The sequence below is a fragment of the Alistipes dispar genome, from assembly GCF_006542685.1.
Lineage (GTDB): Bacteria > Bacteroidota > Bacteroidia > Bacteroidales > Rikenellaceae > Alistipes > Alistipes dispar.
On record NZ_AP019736.1, the window covers coordinates 949,087 to 968,236 of the forward strand.

Genomic DNA, 19,150 nt, shown 5'->3' on the forward strand with positions numbered 1-19,150 from the left:
GCAAAAGTACGAAAAATTTGCATATCTTCGTTCCATGAAAGAAATCGACCCCAGCCTCGAGGCCTACGTCGAGGCCGAAATCATCCCCCGCTACGCGCATTTCGACCGCGCGCACTCCACGGACCACGTCCGCTCGGTCATCGACCGGAGCCTCGCGCTGGCCCGCCGCTACGACGTGGAGCCCGACATGGTCTATGTCATAGCCGCCTACCACGACACGGGGCTCGCCTTCGGCCGCGAACGCCACCACATCGACGCCGGACGCATCCTGGCCGAAGACGCCGAACTGCGCCGCCGCTTCGACAGCGAGCGGATCGCGACGATGCGCGAGGCTGTCGAGGACCACCGCGCCTCGTCCGGGCACGCGCCCCGTTCGATCTACGGCCGCATCGTCGCCGAAGCCGACCGCTGCATCGACACGCAAACGATTCTCCGCCGCACGGTGCAGTACGGGCTGGCGCACTGCCCGGCGCTGACGCGCGAGGAGCACTTCACCCGCTGCCGGGAACACCTCCAGCGCAAATACGCCGAAGGAGGCTACCTCCGCCTCTGGCTGCCCGAATCGGACAATGCCCGGCGGCTCGCGGAGCTGCGGGAGGCGATCCGCGACGGGGAACGGCTGCGCCGCCTCTTCGACGCAATCTTCGACGCCGAGACATCCGGCCCCGCAGGCGGAACCCCCGACCGGACCGAAGCCGGAGAGGCGGCGGAGGCACGGTAGGCCTCCGCAACCGACGGCCCGGATACGAAAAATCCGGCGAAGGATCGCTTCGCGGCACCGCCGCCCGCCGTCCTTCGCCGGAAAGCCGGACCGACCGGACATCCACGAATCACGAGGACGCCGCGCCGGTCCCGAAACCGTCACTCCACCCCGTGGGGGAAATACTTCATGTACTGCACGCGCTGGTAATGGTCGCCCTCGGCCGACCCGTAGTCCATCCGCCCGCGGAACTCGTCGAGCGAGGCGAAGCCCTGACGACCGGCCCACTCGTCGATGAAACGGCCGATCCGCGAAATCGCCTCGTAGCCGTAACGGTGGATCGCCGTGCAGACCTGCACCGCCGAAGCACCGCACAGCAACGCCTTCACGGCAGCCTCGCCGTCGTGCACGCCCGTCGAAACGGCCACGTCGAGCTGCGGCAGCGCATGGGAGCACAACGCCGTGCTGCGCAGCACGTTGCGCAGCTCCGACGGTTCGCTGAACGGATCGCCCGCGACGAAACACATCTTCTCCACGTCGATATCCGGCTCGAAGAAGCGGTTGTAGAGCACCACGCCGCGCGCTCCGCGGGCCAGCAGCGCATCGCCCACCGACAGCACGTTCGTCAGACGCATCGGCAACTTGACCGACACGGGGACCGTCACCGCCGCAGCGACCTTCCGCACGATGTCGGCATAGGCCTGTTCGAGCTCCTGCGCCCCCGCATGGCGGTCGGTAGGCAGCAGGAAGACATTCAGTTCCAGCGCCGCGGCGCCCGCAGCCTGCATGGCCTCGGCGTATTCGATCCACGCGTCGCCCGCGCCGATGCAGTTGATGCTGGCGATCGCCGGGACGCCCGTCGCGGCCGCGCCCTGCACGAGTTGCAGGAACTCGCCCTTGTAGGCGTCGCCGAGGTAACGTTCGAGGTACTCGCCGGCATCGCCGTAGCCCTCCATCCTGTCCAGCGAGGCCGCCTCGCGGAGAATCTGCTCTTCGAAGATCGACTTCAGCACCACGGCGCCCGCGCCCTCACGGACGCACCGCTCGATGTTCTGTACGCTGGCCGTATAGGGCGAGCTGCTGACGATGACGGGACTCGCAAGTTCGAGTCCGAGGTATTTCGCTTTCATGAAACTATTCCGGTATAGGTTATCCATTTTTTTCTCTCCGGCGCGGCTCCGTTACACGAACGGGAGCTTCACCACCTCGGCCTTCACGCACTTCTCGCGGATCATCACGGCGATCTGCGTGCCGGGTTTGGCATAGGCCGTCTGCACGTAGCCCAGCGCCACGCCCTGTTTCAGGCAGGGGGACATCGTGCCCGAGGTCACGCGGCCGATCTCCGTACCGTCCGGCGCGGCGATCGGGTAGCCGTGACGCGGAATGCCGCGCTCGACCATCTTCAGTCCCACGAGCCGGCGCACGGGGCCTTCGGCCTTCTGGCGCTCCATCAGCGCACGGTCGATGAACTCCTTGCCCTCGGCGAACTTGGTGATCCACCCCAGCCCGGCCTCGATCGGCGACGTCGTGTCGTCGATGTCGTTGCCGTAGAGGCAGAAACCCTTCTCCAGCCGCAGCGTGTCGCGCGCTCCGAGGCCGATATTTTGCAGGCCGTACTCCCCGCCGACCTTCCACAGCGCCTCCCACAGCCTGTCGCCGTCTTCGTTGGCCGCATAGATCTCGCAGCCGCCCGCGCCCGTGTAGCCCGTGATCGAAAGGATGGCGTCGCACCCGGCCACCCGCATCTTCCGGAAGGTGTAATACTCCATCTCCTCCACCGGCTCGTCGCACATCCGCTGCACGATCTTCATCGCCAGCGGTCCCTGTACGGCGAGCTGGCAGATCTCGTCCGACGCGTTGTAAAGCTCCTTGCCCGGGCCGGCCTCCATGCCCATCTTCGCCCCTTCGGCGCAGATATGCGCCCAGTCCTTCCCGATATTGGCGGCGTTCACGCAGAGCATGTAGGTCCGCTCGTCGATGCGGTAAACCAGAATATCGTCCACGATGCCGCCGCGGCCGTTGGGCATGCACGAATACTGCACCTTCCCGTCGTAGAGCTTCGCCACGTCGTTGGTGGTGATCCGCTGCAACAGGTCGAGCGCCCGGGGTCCCTTGACCCAGATTTCGCCCATGTGGCTCACGTCGAAGACGCCGGCCTTCCCGCGGACGGCCATGTGTTCGTCGTTGATGCCCGTGAATTCGATCGGCATATTGTATCCCGCGAATTCGGCCATCCTGGCTCCCGCGGCGATATGGTACTTGGTGAATACGGTGGTTTTCATAGCAGTTATGCGGTTTTCGGTTTCGGTTTCCCTTTTTCGCCACGCGCTACTCGCGGCGCTTCACGCCCAGCCGGGGACAGCGACGGAACTCCTTCTCGCGGTCGAACAGATAGCGGTACGTGGTGTGCATCTTGTGCTTCGTGGCGCAGACGTAGGTCTCAATCATGCGGTTCATCACCGGATTGAAGTCGCCGATCCACGCCAGCTCCATCGACTTGTACTGGTTTTTGGTCATCTCGAGGAACTCGTAGTACTTGACCATGATGGCCGACTCGACGCCCTTGCCGTGGAACTCGGGCGCGATGCCGAAGATGATGCCGAAGATGCGGTCGCACGAGCGGCGCACCTTCAGGTCCCACATCAGGCGCAGCTTCTGCCAAAGGCCGAATTTGCCGTTGAACTTGCCGATCAGGCGGTTCAGGTCCGGCACGGTGATGAAGAACCCGATCGGCTCCTCGTTGAAATAGGCGAAGAAGATGATCCGCGGGTCGATGATCGGCTTCATCTCGCGCACCATCTCCAGCGCCTCCTCGCGCGTCATGGGTTTCACGCCCGAGAAGAGCGCCCACGCCTTGTTGTAGATGACGCGGAAGTTCTCGGCGGCCTCCTCGAGGTTGTTCATGTCGATGTTCTCGACGTGGTAGCTCGCATCGAGCCGCCCGGCGCGGGCGAAGATCGACTTGTTGGCCTCCGAGGCGTTCACCCGCCAGATATAGCTGTTCTGGTTGAAGTAGTTCCGGAACCCGTAACCTTCGAACAGCTCCTTGTAGTAGGGCGGGTTGTAGGGGTTCTTGTAGAGGGGCTGGAATTCGTACCCCTCGACCAGCAGGCCCCACCAGTCGCGCCGCTGCCCGAAGTTGATCGGGCCGTCCATCGCCTCCATGCCGCGGCTGGCGAGCCACATGCGCGCGGCGTCGAAGAGCAGATCGGCCGCCTGCCGGTCGTCGATCGACTCGAAGAAGCCGCAGCCGCCCGTGGGCTGCTCTTCGAGGGCCGCCTTCTCGCGGTTGTAGAAAGCCGCGATGCGGCCCACGACCTCGCCGCGGCCGTCGCGCGCCACCCAGCGGATCGCCTCGCCGTCGGCGAACAGCTCGTTGCGCGCCGGGTCGAAGACCTCCTCGACGTCCTGATCCAGCGGGCAGACCCAGTTGCGGTTACCTTTGTATATCCGTTTGGGCAGGTCGAGCCACTCGCGCACCAGCGCCGGCGTCGTGACCTCCTGCAAGACGTATTTCTCCTTATTCATCGACTGTGTTTTTGTCTTTTCCGATTTCAAAGGTAAGAATTTTTTCCTTATTTTTGTTCACGGATCAAACTATTGTCGAAACGATGAACGAAACGATCGAAGGGTACATGCCCGACGGCGGCCGGCTCCCCTACCGGTTCATGAAATACCGGATTCACAAAATCCTGCTCGTGTGCTGCAGCTACGACGGCTACATCCTCGAGGAGGACGGGCACATCGAATCGCAGATCAACCAGGAGTATATCGACCTGAACCTCTCGAATCCCCCCTCGTTCACACGCGTCAGCTCGACGGCCGAAGCGCTCGAGGCGCTCGCCGGCGACGATTCGTTCGACTTCATCCTCACCATGTACAACGTGGGCGAGCCCGACGTCTTCGCCTTCGCCCGCATCGTCAAGGAGCGCCATCGGAATATCCCCGTGGCGCTGCTGACCTCCTTTTCGAAGGACATCTACCGCCGGATAGAGGAGCAGGACCGCTCGGGACTGGACTACATCTTCTGCTGGCACGGCAACACGGAGCTCATCATCGCCATCATCAAGCTCGTCGAGGACAAGATGAACGCCGCCGAGGACATCGGCGAAGGAGGCGTGCAGGCCATCCTGCTCGTCGAGGACTCGATCCGCTTCTACTCGACCTACCTGCCCGAGCTCTACAAACTCATCCTGCTGCAAAACACCGAGTTCCTCAAGGACGCCTTCAATGAGCAGCAGCAGATCCTCCGCAAGCGCGCCCGGCCCAAGATCCTGCTGGCCCGCTGCTACGAGGAGGCCGCGGAGCTGTACGAACGCTACAAGAAGAACCTGCTGGGCGTCATCTCCGACGTGGGGTTCGTCCTGCACCGCGACGATCCGCCCGAGAGCGAGAAGCTCGACGCCGGCATCGACCTCTGCCGCCGCATCCGCGAGGACAACCCGCTGATGCCCGTGCTGCTGCAATCCTCCCAGACGGCCTTCGGCGAGCAGGCCGCGGCACTCGGGGCGGGGTTCGTCGCCAAGAACTCCAAGACGCTCCTCTCGCAGTTGCACGACTTCATCGACCGCGAGTTCGCCTTCGGCGACTTCGTATTCGAGGACCCCGAGACGGGCGCCGAGATCGGCCGTGCCCGGGACCTCACGCAGATGCAGGAGATGATCGCCACGATTCCCGACGGGGCGTTCGAATACCACACCTCGCAGAACCACCTTTCGAAGTGGCTCTACTCGCGGGGACTCTTTCCCCTGGCGGCCTCCATCCGCCGGTACAACAAGAGCCATTTCGCCACGGTCGCCGAACACCGCCGCGTGCTGGTGAACCTCATCAGCGACTACCGCCGTCTGCTGGGCCAGGGCGTCGTGGCGCGCTTCGACCCTGCGACATACAGCGACGCCGTGGCCTTCGCACGCATCGGCGAGGGCTCGCTCGGCGGCAAGGCCCGCGGGCTGGCCTTCATGAACTCCATGCTCATCAAGCACCGCCAGTACGACATGCACGAGGGGGTGCGCATCATGATTCCCCGCTCGGTGGTGATCGCCACGGAGTACTTCGACGAGTTCATCCGCCTCAACGGGCTGAAATACATCATCTCGCAGGAGTTCTCGGACGAGGAGATCCTCTCGGAGTTCGTCTCCTCGTACGTCCCGCCGCGGCTGCAACAGGAGCTCAAGGCCTACATCCGCACGGTCCGCACGCCGCTGGCCGTGCGCTCGTCGTCGAAACTCGAAGACTCGCACTACCAGCCCTTCGCCGGCATCTACTCGACCTACATGATCCCCTACACGGACAACGAGGACCAGATGCTGCGCCTGCTGCTGCGCGCCGTCAAGAGCGTCTACGCCTCGGTCTACTTCGCCGCCTCGCGGGCCTACATCCAGTCCTCGCAGAATCTCATCTCGGAGGAGAAGATGGCCGTCATCATCCAGGAAGTGTGCGGCACGGAGCAGGACGGACTCTTCTTCCCCACCTGCTCGGGCGTGGCCCGTTCGATCAACTACTACCCCATCGGCGACGAACGGCCCGAAGACGGCGTCTGCAACGTGGCGATGGGGCTGGGCAAACTCGTCGTGGACGGAGGACGCACGCTGCGCTTCTCGCCCCGCTACCCGCAGAAGGTGCTCCAGACCTCGACCCCCGAGCTGGCGCTGCGCGACACGCAGAACGAGGTGCTGGCCCTGAGCCTCCGCCCCGAGGAGTTCCGCACGTCGATCGACGACGCCGTGAACCTGCGCCGCCTGAGCCTCCAGCAGATCGCGCCGCTGCGCAACGCGCGCTTCGTCTGCTCGGTCTGGGACCGCGAGAACGAACGCATCTCGGACAGCCCCTTCGACCGGGGCCGCAAAGTCATCACGTTCAACAACATATTGAAGTACAACACCTTCCCTCTGGCCGAAATCGTCTCGGACATCCTGCGCATGGGCGCCGAGGAGATGCGATGCCCCGTGGAGGTGGAGTTCGCCGTGAACATGGACGTCGCGCCGGGTCAGCAGCGGATATTCAACCTGCTGCAAATCCGCCCGATCATCGACAACCAGGACAACCGCCCGATCGACTGGAGCGCGGAGGACCCCGCGCGGGCGCTCGTCTATGGCGAGCAGGCCCTCGGCATCGGCCGCATGACCGACATCGCCGACATCGTCTATGTGAAGTCCGGGGCCTTCGACTCGCTCTCGACCGAACGGATCGCCGACGAGCTGCTCGCGCTCAACACCCGGATGCGCGACGAAAGTCGCTCCTACGTGCTCGTGGGGCCGGGCCGCTGGGGCTCCTCGGACCCGTTCCTCGGGGTTCCGGTCAAGTGGACGCACATTTCGGAGGCGAAGGTGATCGTCGAATGCGGCCTCGAACGCTTCGAGGTCGAGCCTTCGCAGGGCACGCACTTCTTCCAGAACGTCACCTCGCTCGGCGTGGGGTATCTGACGATCAACCCCTTCCGCGGCGAAGGCATCTTCCGCGAGGAGCTGCTCGACGCCCGCACGGCCGTTTACGAAGGAACGTTCCTGCGGCAGGTGCGGTTCGGCCGTCCGCTCTGGGTCTGCGTGGACGGCCGTTCGAACCGGGGAATGATCCGCGAGGCGGACGGAGACGGGGCGTAACCCGGCGGGCGGTCTCCCGTCCCCGCCCCGCACGGACGCCGCCCCGCCCCGGCGGACAGCCTGCTCGGAACCGGCGGACGAAGCAGGCGCCGGACAACCGGGCGGCAGGGAGCCTGCGGGGCGCTGCGGCCGGTTTTCATGCCGGATTAAAATTATTTCCGTCCGGAAAGTTACAATCTATAAGAAATATTTTTATATTTGTAAACGGATAGAACAACCTTTCAAAACTTCAACGATATGAACGTAAACAAACTCATGGCGGAACTCGAACGCCGCCATCCCGGCGAAAGCGAGTATCTGCAGGCCGTGCGCGAGGTGCTCATGACCGTGGAGGAAACCTACAACCAGCACCCCGAATTCGAGGCCAACCGCATCGCGGAACGCATCGTGGAGCCCGACCGCTCGTTCACCTTCAAGGTGGTCTGGGTGGACGACCGGGGCGAGGTGCAGGTCAATACCGGCTACCGCGTCCAGTTCAACAACGCCATCGGCCCCTACAAGGGCGGTCTGCGTTTCCACCCCTCGGTGAACCCCTCGATCCTGAAGTTCCTGGGCTTCGAGCAGATCTTCAAGAACGCCCTGACGACCCTCCCGATGGGCGGTGCGAAGGGCGGCTCGGACTTCAACCCCAAAGGCAAGTCGGACCGCGAGGTGATGCGCTTCTGCCAGGCCTTCATGACCGAACTGTGGCGTCATATCGGCCCGGAGACGGACGTTCCGGCGGGCGACATCGGCGTGGGCGGCCGTGAAATCGGCTACCTCTACGGCATGTACCGCAAGCTGGCGCGCGAAAACACGGGCGTGCTGACGGGCAAGGGCATGACCTACGGCGGTTCGCTGATCCGCCCCGAGGCCACGGGCTTCGGCGCCGTTTACTTCCTGCGCCAGATGCTCGAAAAGGCCGGCATGGACATCAAGGGACAGACGATCGCCATCTCGGGCTTCGGCAACGTGGCCTGGGGCGCCGCGACGAAGGCCACGGAACTGGGCGCCAAGGTCGTGACGATCTCGGGTCCCGACGGATACGTTTACGACCCGGCGGGTCTCGACAAGGAGAAGATCGCCTACATGCTCGAGCTGCGCGCGTCGAACAACGACGTCGTGGCTCCCTACGCCGACAAGTTCCCCGGCGCGCAATTCTTCCCGGGCCGCAAACCGTGGGAGGTGAAGGTCGATATCGCCATGCCGTGCGCCACGCAGAACGAGCTGGACGGCGAAGATGCCAAGAAGCTGCTGGCCAACGGCGTGAAGATCGTGGCCGAGGTTTCGAACATGGGCTGCCGCCCGGAGGCCATCGACGCCTTCATCGCGGCGAAGATTCCCTACGGGCCGGGCAAGGCCGTGAATGCCGGCGGCGTGGCCACCTCGGGACTCGAAATGACGCAGAACGCCCAGAAACTCAACTGGACGGCCGAGGAGGTCGATGCCAAGCTGCATCAGATCATGTCGTCGATCCACCACGCCTGCCTCGAGTACGGCACGGAGAAGGACGGCTATATCAACTACATGAAGGGCGCCAACATCGCCGGCTTCATGAAGGTCGCCAAGTCGATGGTCGAGCAGGGCATCCTGTAATCCGGCCGGAAGGACCGAAGAAGGAGACTTGTCTCCACGGACGAAAATCACCCCTGCCAGAGACACTGGCAGGGGTGAAATCGTAAGGTCCGGACCCGTCGGGCGTCCTCCTTTTCCGGAAACCCGTGCGCTCCCCCGGAAAATCCGTCCCGGCAGCGGCCGAAACTCGCCCTGCGGTTCGCGGGAACGGGATATTTTCGCTATATTTGCAGGACAATCCGTTTCACGAACCCCGAACAGACAAGAGATCCACATGCCGCTTTTCATTCCCGACGACTATACGGCCAAACTCGCCCCCGAGACGATGGAGCAGGCCATCTCGCACCTCAAGGAAATCTTCCCCGACAAGCTCGCCCGCTCGCTCCGGCTGCGGCGCGTCACCGCCCCGCTCTTCGTGCTCTCGGGCACGGGCATCAACGACGACCTGAACGGCGTGGAGCGCGCCGTGTCGTTTCCCGTCCGCGACCTGGGCGACCGGCGGGCCGAAGTGGTGCACTCGCTCGCCAAGTGGAAGCGCATGAAGCTCGGCGCCTACAAAATCGCCCCCGGATACGGGCTGTACACCGACATGAACGCCATCCGCGCCGACGAGGAGCTGGACAACACCCATTCGCTCTACGTGGACCAGTGGGACTGGGAGCGCACGATCCGTCCCGAGGAGCGCAACCTCGGCTTCCTCAAGCAGATCGTCGAAAAGATCTACGACGCGATGAAGGCCGTCGAGGAGGAGGTTTACGAGCTCTTCCCGCACATCACCCCGATCCTGCCCGAGCGCATCGCGTTCATCCAGGCCGAGGAGCTGCTGCGGGAGTTCCCCGGGCTCACGCCGAAGGAGCGGGAGCAGGCGGCCGCCCGGAAATACGGCGCGCTGTTCCTCATCGGCATCGGCGGCGCGCTGTCGAACGGCGAGCCGCACGACGGCCGCGCCCCGGACTACGACGACTGGAGCACCCCGACCGAAGAGGGCTGCAAGGGCCTCAACGGCGATATCATCGTATGGAATCCGGTGCTCGAAAGCGCCTTCGAACTCTCCAGCATGGGCATCCGCGTCGATCCGGAGGCCCTCGAACGCCAGCTCGCCCTCCGCGGATGCGAACAGCGGCGCGAAATGGAGTTCCACCGCCTGCTGCTCGAAGGACGGCTGCCGCTCTCGATCGGCGGCGGCATCGGACAGTCGCGGCTCTGCATGTTCTACCTGCGCTGCGCCCATATCGGCGAAGTGCAGGTCAGCATCTGGCCCGAGCGGATGGTCGCCGAGTGCGCCGCCCACGGCATCCACCTGAAATAACGGCCCGGCAGACGTACCCCCGCCCCGGCCTCACACCGAAAAACTTCAATCCCCATGAAAAATTTCCTGTGCCTGCTAATCGCCCTGTTCCTTACGGCTTGCACCCCCTCCGATACATGGCTGCGCCACACCGAATGCCTCATCACCGGAACGATTCCGGGCGATGCGCCCGAAGAGGTACTCCTCTCACTACCCGGCACGCGATTCGAATACAGCACGAAGCTCTGGGAACAATACGGCCTCAGCAGCGCCGCCGGGCAGACCTACCTGATCGACCGGGACGGCACGATTCTCGCAATCAACCCCATGGCCGACGAGCTGGAGCGACTCCTGCGGGAAAAACTCTGACATCCTTTCCGGACGGCATGCGGAAACGCCGCCGCACGCATGCTCGGACACCCGGATACACGGCCGCCCCGCCGTCAGAACATGGCGCACACGCTCAAACCCAGCGTCAGCTTGTGCAGCCGGGAGCGCGAACCGTCCACGACGGGCGGCGCCATGTCGTAGTCGGTCGAAAAGCGCACGCCGAGATTCTGCGTGGCGAAATAGGTGGTCGAAATTCCCGTACCCAGCGAAAAGCCGCTCCGGTCGCCCAGCGTGCGCATATCCGTCCCGCACGCCTTGTAGATCTCGCAGCCGCCTTGCAGGCGCGCCCCGACGAGCCACCGTGTCGAGAACGGATAGGAGACATAAGGTCCGACATAGATCGACGACGCCTCCAGATCGTTGCGCTGCGAGACGCCATTGACCGCCACGCGCAGGTTCGCGACCGCCAGCCGGCCTCCGACACCCCAATAGGGCGAAGCGAACCACGCCCCCTCGACCCCGACCGAGGGACCCGAGAAAAACTCCGTCCGCATCCCCGGCGCCGTCGTATAACGTCCCGGCACGACGGTCATGCCGAGGTTGAAGCCGAGAAACGACGGCCGGCGGTAACGGTCGTAAATCACCATCGTCTGCGAGACGTTCAGCCCCCGCTCCTTGAAAATCAGGTCGGCGAGGAAATAGCCCAGCTCCGTGGCGAGAATGCCGATGCCGGCGCCCACCATGACGTCGCTCATCCAGTGCCGGTTGTTCAACTGCCGCGCCACGCCCGTCACGGTGGCCAGCGTATAGCCGCCGATACTGTACCACGGACTGCGGTGGCCGTATTCCTTGTGCAGCATCGTCGCGGTCATGAAGGCCGTGGCCGTATGCCCCGAGGGGAACGAGTTGCGGGACGATCCGTCGGGACGCATCACCCGGCAGGAATACTTGAGCGAATTGACCGCAATGGCCATCAGCCCCACCGAAAAGGCGTCCGACGTGAGCATCCGTCCCCACGAGCTGCGGCTCCGGACTCCGGCGGCCTTCATGCCGACCATCACCGCCGCCGGGGCGTATTGCAGGTAGTCGTCGAAATCGTGGTGGAACGACGGCGCATACCCGTTGCGCAACCGCCTGAAATCGGCGTCATAGGACTGCATGACGACGCCACCCACCACCAGCGGCACGCCGACATACAGCATCCGGTAGGCCTTCGACGAAGTGTGCAGGTCGATCCGCCGCGCCAGGACGCTCTCGCCCGCCGGCACGCGCCGCACCTTCGCGAGGCTGTCGGCCGGCGGCGCGGCAGATGCGAGGGGGGGGTCGCCGGAAGCGACAACAGACAGATCAACAGAAACCGCCGCATCTCCCTATGCGTTTTTCCGGCGGCGCAGCGCGCGCACCGCTTCACCGCCTGCGGCCAGCAGCGACGTGAGACAAATCACCTCCGCCCATTCGCGCCACGTAAGCGGCACGGTGCGGAACACTTCGCCGCCCAGCTCCACGATCAACACCTGCCCCACGGCGATGGCCAGCAGAATGAGGAAAAATTCGCGGCAGCCCTTCAGGCAGGTGAACACCGAATGCCGCGTCTCGAATCCTTTGGCGTTGAACATGTTCCAGAACTGGAAGAATACGAAGGTCGAGAAGAAGAGCGTCAGACGCCGCACGGTCATCCCCTCCTCGGAGAAGGTCCAGCCGAAGAGCATCCCCAGCAGCGCCAGAACCATCACGCCGCCGCACGTGAAGATCGTGCGCGCCATGGCGGGCGTGATGATGAACTCGTCGCGCGGACGGGGCCTGTCGCCCATCACCTCGGCGCTGGGAGGCAGCGAGGCCATCGCCATCGCCGCGAAGGTGTCCATGATGATATTGACCCAGAGAATCTGCACGACGGTCAGCGGCATGTCCGTTCCGAACACCGCCCCCACGAAGCAGATGAGGATCGCCGCGAAGTTGATCGTCAACTGGAAAAGCACGAAACGCTGGATGTTGCGGTAAAGCGAACGCCCCCACATGACGGCCGTGGCGATCGAGGCGAACGAATCGTCGAGCAGCGTGATGTCCGAGGCGTCCTTCGCCACCGACGTGCCCGAACCCATCGAGAGCCCCACGTTGGCGAAGTTGAGCGCCGGGGCGTCGTTCGTGCCGTCGCCCGTGACGGCCACCACCTCGCCCTTCTGCTGGAGCAGCCGCACCAGCCGCTGCTTGTCGAGCGGCCGCGCGCGGGACATGATCTTGAGCTCCTGCACGCGGTCGAGCAGCTCCTCGTCGCCCGCCGCCGCGAACTCCGCGCCGGTGATGTGGTTGCGGTCCGTGTCGTGCGCGTCGTCCCACAGGCCGATCTGCCGGGCGATCTCGCGCGCCGTGGCGGGCGTGTCGCCCGTCACGATCTTGACACCGATCCCGGCGTTCAGGCACTGCCGCACAGCCGCGGGCACGTCCTCGCGCACGGGGTCCAGAATGGCGGCCACGGCCGAGAAGCGCAACCCGCCGGCAGCCACCGCCCCGAGGCACTCCGAAGCCTGCGTCTCGGCCCACGCCACGGCCAGCGTCCGCATGGCGTGGTTCTGGAACCCGAGCAGTTGCGCGGCGATCCGCTCGTCGCAGCCGTCCGCGGCGCACATGGCCCGCACGATCTCCGGAGCACCCTTCACGCAGAGGATGCGGCGGCCCGAAACGCCGCTCTCGATGATCGTCGCCATGTACTTGCGCTCGGTCGAGAAGGTCAGCCGGTCCACGATCTTCGCCCCGGCCCGCAACGGTTCGTAATCTTCGCCCCGGCCGCGCAGCCATTCGAGCAGCGCACCCTCGGTCGGATTGCCGATGATATGTCCTCCGGCATCGAGGAACGCCGTGGAGTTGAGCGCCACGATCTCGGCGAAATCCCGTTCCGGCAGGTCGTCGTAACGCACCAGCTCCTGCACGTGCATCCGGTTCTGCGTGAGGGTTCCGGTCTTGTCGGTGCAGATCACCGTCACCGCCCCCATCGTCTCGCAGGCGTGCATCTTGCGCACGAGGTTGTTGGTCCTGAGCATCCGCCGCATGGACATGGCCAGCGACAGCGTGATCGACATGGGCAGTCCCTCGGGAACGGCCATCACGATGATGGCCACCGAAACCATGAAGATATGGAGCACCTGCTGCGAAACGGTCAGCCAGTCCTGTTCGAGCAGGTCGCCCAGAAAGAGCGCCTTGCCCAGCATGACGCAGAAGATCAGAACCGAAAGCGCGATGCCCACCCGGCCGATGAGCTGCGAGAGCCGCGTCAACTGCCGGTCGAGCGGCGTCTGCTCGTCGTTCTGCACGGTGGCCTGCTCCGTGACGCGCCCCGCCTCCGAGGCGTCGCCCACGGCCGTGACGACCATCACGCCGTAACCGTCCGCGACGGTCGTGCCGCGCATCACGACATTCGACGGATAGGTGGCCTCCGGATCGAAATGCGCCTCGTCCACGGTCTTGTCCACCTCGGGTTCGCCCGTCAGGGTCGATTCGTTGATCTTCAGCGACACGGCCTCCACCAGCTCGCCGTCGGCGGGGACCGTCTCGCCGCTCTCGACGTAAACCACGTCGCCCACGACCACCTCGCGGCGCGGAATCTCGCGGATCGCACCGTCGCGCATCACCTTCACCGCCACGTCGTCATTGACCCGGTTGAGCCGCCGGAAACGCCGCTGGGCGTCCCATTCGAACCAGAATCCGACGCAGGTGGCCAGAATGATGGCGCAGATAATGCCGATCGACTCGGTGAAGTCCTTGTGCACGAATCCGATGGCGAGCGACAGCACGGCCGCCAGCAGCAGGATGCGAATGATCGGATCGCGGAATTTCTCGGCGAGCAGCCGCCAGGCCGAATCGTCCTTCGGCGGCGTGATGACGTTGTCGCCGTGCCGTTCGCGGCTCTCGGCGACCTCTCGGGAAGTCAGTCCTTCGGGATTGTAACGGATCATTTTTCGGGTCAGATTTTATTCATGGAAAACTGCCGCGTCGAGGCGTCGAGCCGCACGGCGATAAACAACAGGATCGTAAAGGCGATGAGCGACGAACCTCCGTAGCTCATGAAGGGCAGCGGAATGCCCATGACGGGCATCAGCCCGACGGTCATGCCCACATTGACCAGCACGTGAAAGAGCAGGATGGCCGCCACGCTGTAACAGTAGATGCGGCCGAAAGGCTCCTCCTGCCGCTCGCCCATCCGCATCAGGCGCAGGATGAGCAGGCAGAGCAGCGACAGGATGACCGCCGCTCCCGCGAAGCCCCACTCCTCGCCCACCGTGCAGAAGATGAAGTCGGTGTGCCGCTCGGGCACGAAGCCGTACTTGATCTGGGTTCCCTCGAGGAACCCCTTGCCCCAGAGGCCGCCCGAGCCGATGGCTATTTTCGACTGGTTCACGTTGTAATCGACCCCCTGCGGGTCGTTGATGATGCCCAGAAAACTCAGGATGCGGTTCTGCTGGTGCTCCTTGAGGATCGAATTGAAGATGTAGTCCGTCGTCGGAAGGAAGACGAGCGACCCGACGAACAGCCCCAGCGTGATGAAGACATTGGACAGGTTCGCCCGGAAGGCGTAGACGGCCACCGCTGCGAGCGACAGCACCGTGACGATCAGCAGCGCATGGTAGAGGTCCAGCACGCCCGGCGCGACGAGCTGCGAGACGAGGCACAGCAAAATGCCCGCCAGCGCCAGCGAGGCCAGATAGACGATCCGCGAACGCCACAGACCGTTCATCATCGCCTCCGACAGCGTGCAGACCAGGATGAGCGACACGAGGAGCGTCATCGGCGAGAGCAGGAACGAAAAGATGAACAGCGCGGCGATGAGCAGCACCGGAATACAGAGCCACTTGTTGAGCCCCTCGCGGTAGAGTACGAAGAGGAACGAGCCGAGGACGATGCCCGAGCCGGTGTCGTTCTGCAGGACGATGATGAGCAGCGGCGCGCAGACGACCATGCCGACCTTGAACAGATCCCCGGGCCGGCCGATCGAGAACGAGTAGTTGCTCATCACGCGGGCCAGCGCCAGCGCCGTGGCGATCTTGGCGAACTCGACGGGCTGCACGCGGAACGAGCCGAACTCGAACCACGCCTTCGCGCCGTTCACCTCGCGGCCGAAGAGCAGCGCGGCGGCGAGCATCGCCAGTCCGGCGAAATAGGCCGGATAGGCGAACATGTGATAGACGCGCGCGTCGAGCAGCAGGACCACCACGGCGACGATCCACGCCGCGCCGATCCACACCAGCTGCTTCATGTAGAAATGCGAGAAGGAGAAGAAGTCGGCCGCCCCCTCGTCGTAGGAGGCCGAGGTGATCGACAGCCACCCCGCGGCCACGATCAGCACGTAAAGCAGCACCGTGACGAAATCGACGCCTTCGAAAATACCGTTATGGCGGTTACTTGTCATAGGCGGGATAGTGGATTTGCATGTTCCGGACCCGTTCGAGCAGTTCCGGACGGCGGATCGTATCCGTCAGGTAGTACTCCTCGAGCAGGCTGGCGATCGGCAGCGCGGCCGAAGCGCCGAATCCGCCGTTCTCGACATAGACCGAGATCGCGATCTTCGGGTTGTCCTTCGGGGCGAACGAGAGGAAGGTCGAATGGTCGCGGCCGCGCGGATTCTGCGCCGTGCCCGTCTTGCCGCAGACGTCCCAACCGTCGAGCCGCGCCATGCGGGAGGTTCCGTCCACGTTCACGCTCCGCCACATGCCCTCGACGATCGGTTCGAAGTGCTTGGGCTCGACCATCGTGTAGTGCCGTTCGTAGAAGCGCGCGTCAAGCGAATCGCGCCCCTCGATCCGCTTGACGATATGCGGAATATAGTAGTAGCCCCGGTTGGCGATGATGGCCGCCAGGTTGGCCAGTTGCAGCGGCGTGCAGCCCAGAGCGTCCTGCCCGATCGAGAGCGAAAGCACCGTCAGCGCGTTCCACGACTTGCGGTAGCGCTTGTCGTAGTAGGCCCGGTCGGGCACGTACCCGTTGCCCTCGTCGAGGAAGTCCGAACCCAGCTTGCGGCCGAACCCGAAGCTCTCGACGTACCGCTCCCACACTTCGTACCCCTCCTTGACGCTTCCGTATTCCGGATTCTCGAGGATGTCGCGGAAGACGTAGCAGAAATAGGCGTTGCACGAGGTCGAGACGGCATAGCGCAGGTCGAGCGGCGAGGCGTGCTCGTGGCACTTCATCTTGAGCCGCCCGGCCTGGTAGCCGCCGCGGCACACGTGCCGGTCCGAAGGGCGCAGCACGCCCTCCTGAAGCCCGATCAGCCCCTGCACCAGCTTGAAGGTCGAACCCGGCGGATACCGGGACTTCACGGCGCGGTTGTAGAGCGGCTGCCGCTTGTTGCGGAGCATCTCCATATAATGATTGCCGCGCTCGCGGCCCACCAGCTCGTCGGGATCGTAGGAGGGCGAGGAGACCATCATCAGGATTTCGCCCGTCGCGGGCTCGATGGCCACCGCCGCGCCGACCTTGCCGCGCATCAGCTCCTCGCCGAGCAGTTGCAGGCGTGCGTCGATCGTGCTGACGAGGTAACGCCCCGGCTCGGGCAGCGAATCGTAGAGTCCGTTCATGTAGGAGCCCTTGATCGCCCCGTGGGTGTCGCGCTCGAGCACCTTCACGCCCTTCCGGCCCTTCAGCTCGGATTCGTAGGCCGACTCCACGCCGCTGATTCCCACATAGTCGCCCGCCTTGTAGGAGGTGTAGCGCTTGAGCATCTCCTGCGTCACCTCCCCCACATAGCCCAGCAGGTTGCCTCCGATCTGGCGGGGGTAGTGGCGCACGGTGCGGTAGACCGTATAGAAACCGCGGAAATTGCACTCGTCGAACCGGAGCTTCTCCTCCTTGGAAAGGTAGTTGGCCACCAGCCGCGGCGCACGGGGATAGGCCCGGGCGTTGGCCAGCTCCCGGTCGAGCTTCTGCCGCGAAATGCCGGCCACGTCGCAGAGCCGCGCCGTGTCGAATCCGCCGCGGTCGAGGTCGTGGTAAATCACCATCAGGTCGTAGCACTCGCGGCTCTGCACCAGATACTCGCCGTTGCGGTCATAGACCTCGCCGCGGGGCGGGTACTGCACCTCGGGGCGCAGGACGTTGCCGCGCGCCAGCTCGTCGTAGCGCGAATCGACGAGCTGGATATAGGCCAGCCGTCCCAGGATGAGCGCGAAGACCAGCAGCACGACGGCCTGCAAGGTCCGCATCCGGACGAAACCTTCGGAGCCGTTCATACGCGCACGGGAAATTTGACGGTGAAGATACGGGCGATGATCCAGACGAAAAGCGCCGTGACGGCCGAGCTGACGGCGATGCGCGCCAGCGTATGCAGCGCATGGCTCCACGAAAGGGTCTCCAGCACGAAGAAGACGGCGTGGTGGAGCAGCGTCAGGAGCAGCAGGTAGTCGGTGAACACGCGGCGGCCGAGGCGTTCGGGCGACGGGACTCCCCCCTCGCGCAGATTCTCGCGGTCGCAGAACAGGGAGAGCAGCGCCGGACGCAGGAAGGCGACGAGCAGCGTGGCGATGGTGTTGATCCCGGCGGCCCCCATCGCACCGTCCATCGTCACGCCCAGCGCCAGCCCCGCCCCGAGCAGCACGACGGGCGGCGTGTCGAGCGGCAGCAGCACGATGAAGGCGATATAGACGAGCGGATTGAGGTAAACGCTGATCGACAGGTTGTCGAACAGGAACACCTGCAGCAGCACCGTGGCTGCGAAGAGGGCGAGGTATGGTAAGGTGCGATACATGCTATTTCAACCGCGTATGTTGTTCGATCTGTTCGCTCTGCTGCAATTCCCGGATTTCGTACAGGTCGCGGTTGCCCACCAGCACCACGTCCGTCAGGCGCGACATTTCGGCCGCCAGACGGACCCGCACCGTATAGGCCGTGCGCGTTTCGTTCAGCTCGGCGCTCTCGACCTCCCCGATGAGCACGTCCTCGGGGAAATACTGCGAGAATCCGGTCGTCACGACCTCGTCGCCCGGCTGCGGATCGGCGTATTTCGACAGTTCGCCCAGCACGACGACGTGCGGATCCACGCCGTCCCAGTAGATCGAACCGAAGTAATCGGACCCGGCGAGCCTGCCGCTGACGCGGAACGAGGTGTTGAGCACCGACATGGCCACCGCATACCGGTCCGAGCAATCGACCACATAGCCCACCATCGCGCCGGCGGGCGAAAGGAGGGCCATCTCGGGCTGTACGCCGTCCCGCAGGCCGCGGTTGAGCGTGATGAGGTTCTGCTGCCGGTTGATCGAGTTGGCCACCACCGAGGCGACGGCGAAGCGGTATTTCGACTCGCCGATCCCCTGCAGGCAACTGTCCAGACGGCTCGCCGCCACGACCTCCTCGTACCGGGCCAGCCGCTCCTCGAGCTGCGCGACGCGGTCGAGCAGCACGCGGTTCTCGCTGCCCAGCGTGAAATAGCGGTGTACGCCGGCCATCAGGCCGTGCACGCCGCCGGCCAGTTGGTTCGAGCGAGCCAGCAGCCGCGCCTGCGTATAATGGGTCGAGTGCGCATAGTAACTGACGGCCAACGCCTCCAGCACCACGAACAGCACCGCCACATACACGCTGCGAATGAACTCGATCAGTTTGCGCAAAGTCTCTTCCCTTTAATTCAGATTGCGGACCGAGGCCCGCAATTCCGTTTTGTTTGTGCTTCGAATCCGGCGCGTCCGTTCCGGCCGCGCC

General features: G+C 64.3%; 14 protein-coding genes. 5 read left to right on the forward strand and 9 right to left on the reverse strand.

Features of this window, described 5'->3' with window-relative positions; genetic code table 11:
• Window positions 1-34: 34 nt before the first annotated feature.
• Window positions 35-721, forward strand: coding sequence for an HD domain-containing protein (locus tag FME97_RS04295; RefSeq protein ID WP_141428034.1), 687 nt, complete (start codon window positions 35-37; stop codon window positions 719-721).
• A gap of 140 nt (window positions 722-861) precedes the next feature.
• Here the strand turns inward: FME97_RS04295 and FME97_RS04300 are convergent, their stop codons facing one another.
• The 3 genes from FME97_RS04300 to FME97_RS04310 are packed head-to-tail and all read right to left on the reverse strand — an operon-like array spanning window position 862 to window position 4,228.
• Window positions 862-1,830 carry a dihydroorotate dehydrogenase-like protein gene (locus FME97_RS04300; RefSeq protein ID WP_141428035.1) on the reverse strand — a complete coding sequence of 323 codons (969 nt, stop codon included), beginning with the start codon at window positions 1,828-1,830 and terminating at the stop codon, window positions 862-864.
• Between the two features lie 51 nt (window positions 1,831-1,881).
• Window positions 1,882-2,982, reverse strand: a complete 1,101-nt coding sequence (gene gcvT, locus FME97_RS04305) for a glycine cleavage system aminomethyltransferase GcvT (protein ID WP_141428036.1) — start codon at window positions 2,980-2,982, stop codon at window positions 1,882-1,884.
• Window positions 2,983-3,028: 46 nt separating this feature from the next.
• Window positions 3,029-4,228: a hypothetical protein gene (locus FME97_RS04310; RefSeq protein WP_141428037.1), complete on the reverse strand. Its 1,200-nt coding sequence runs from the start codon at window positions 4,226-4,228 to the stop codon at window positions 3,029-3,031.
• Window positions 4,229-4,311: 83 nt separating this feature from the next.
• Here FME97_RS04310 and FME97_RS04315 point away from each other — a divergent pair, with 83 nt between their 5' ends.
• From FME97_RS04315 to FME97_RS04330, 4 genes are all read left to right on the forward strand, one after another.
• Window positions 4,312-7,299: a PEP/pyruvate-binding domain-containing protein gene (locus FME97_RS04315; protein WP_141428038.1), complete on the forward strand. Its 2,988-nt coding sequence runs from the start codon at window positions 4,312-4,314 to the stop codon at window positions 7,297-7,299.
• Window positions 7,300-7,536: 237 nt separating this feature from the next.
• Window positions 7,537-8,874 (forward strand): NADP-specific glutamate dehydrogenase, encoded by a 1,338-nt coding sequence (gdhA, locus tag FME97_RS04320; RefSeq protein ID WP_141428039.1) that lies wholly within the window; start codon window positions 7,537-7,539, stop codon window positions 8,872-8,874.
• Between the two features lie 253 nt (window positions 8,875-9,127).
• Window positions 9,128-10,162, forward strand: a complete 1,035-nt coding sequence (gene asnA / locus FME97_RS04325; RefSeq protein ID WP_141428040.1) for an aspartate--ammonia ligase — start codon at window positions 9,128-9,130, stop codon at window positions 10,160-10,162.
• 54 nt (window positions 10,163-10,216) lie between these two features.
• On the forward strand, window positions 10,217-10,510 hold the full coding sequence (locus FME97_RS04330) for a hypothetical protein (protein ID WP_141428041.1): 294 nt from the start codon (window positions 10,217-10,219) through the stop codon (window positions 10,508-10,510).
• A gap of 74 nt (window positions 10,511-10,584) precedes the next feature.
• On the opposite strand, the gene FME97_RS04335 is transcribed toward FME97_RS04330, so the two are convergent.
• The 6 genes from FME97_RS04335 to mreC form a co-directional block, all read right to left on the reverse strand.
• On the reverse strand, window positions 10,585-11,748 hold the full coding sequence (locus FME97_RS04335) for a phosphatase PAP2 family protein (RefSeq protein ID WP_232522931.1): 1,164 nt from the start codon (window positions 11,746-11,748) through the stop codon (window positions 10,585-10,587).
• A 93-nt stretch (window positions 11,749-11,841) separates the two neighbouring features.
• A complete protein-coding gene (locus tag FME97_RS04340; RefSeq protein ID WP_141428042.1) occupies window positions 11,842-14,421 on the reverse strand; it encodes a calcium-translocating P-type ATPase, PMCA-type in 2,580 nt (859 codons plus the stop codon).
• A gap of 8 nt (window positions 14,422-14,429) precedes the next feature.
• A complete protein-coding gene (gene rodA / locus FME97_RS04345) occupies window positions 14,430-15,872 on the reverse strand; it encodes a rod shape-determining protein RodA (RefSeq protein WP_141428043.1) in 1,443 nt (480 codons plus the stop codon).
• A complete protein-coding gene (locus FME97_RS04350) occupies window positions 15,862-17,688 on the reverse strand; it encodes a peptidoglycan D,D-transpeptidase FtsI family protein (protein ID WP_141428044.1) in 1,827 nt (608 codons plus the stop codon). The genes rodA and FME97_RS04350 overlap by 11 nt, the downstream gene beginning before the upstream one ends.
• Window positions 17,685-18,203, reverse strand: coding sequence for a rod shape-determining protein MreD (locus FME97_RS04355; protein WP_141428045.1), 519 nt, complete (start codon window positions 18,201-18,203; stop codon window positions 17,685-17,687). The genes FME97_RS04350 and FME97_RS04355 overlap by 4 nt, the downstream gene beginning before the upstream one ends.
• Window position 18,204: 1 nt before the next feature.
• Entirely contained in the window at window positions 18,205-19,059 is an 855-nt protein-coding gene (gene mreC, locus FME97_RS04360) for a rod shape-determining protein MreC (protein WP_141428046.1), read from the reverse strand.
• Window positions 19,060-19,150 lie beyond the last annotated feature (91 nt).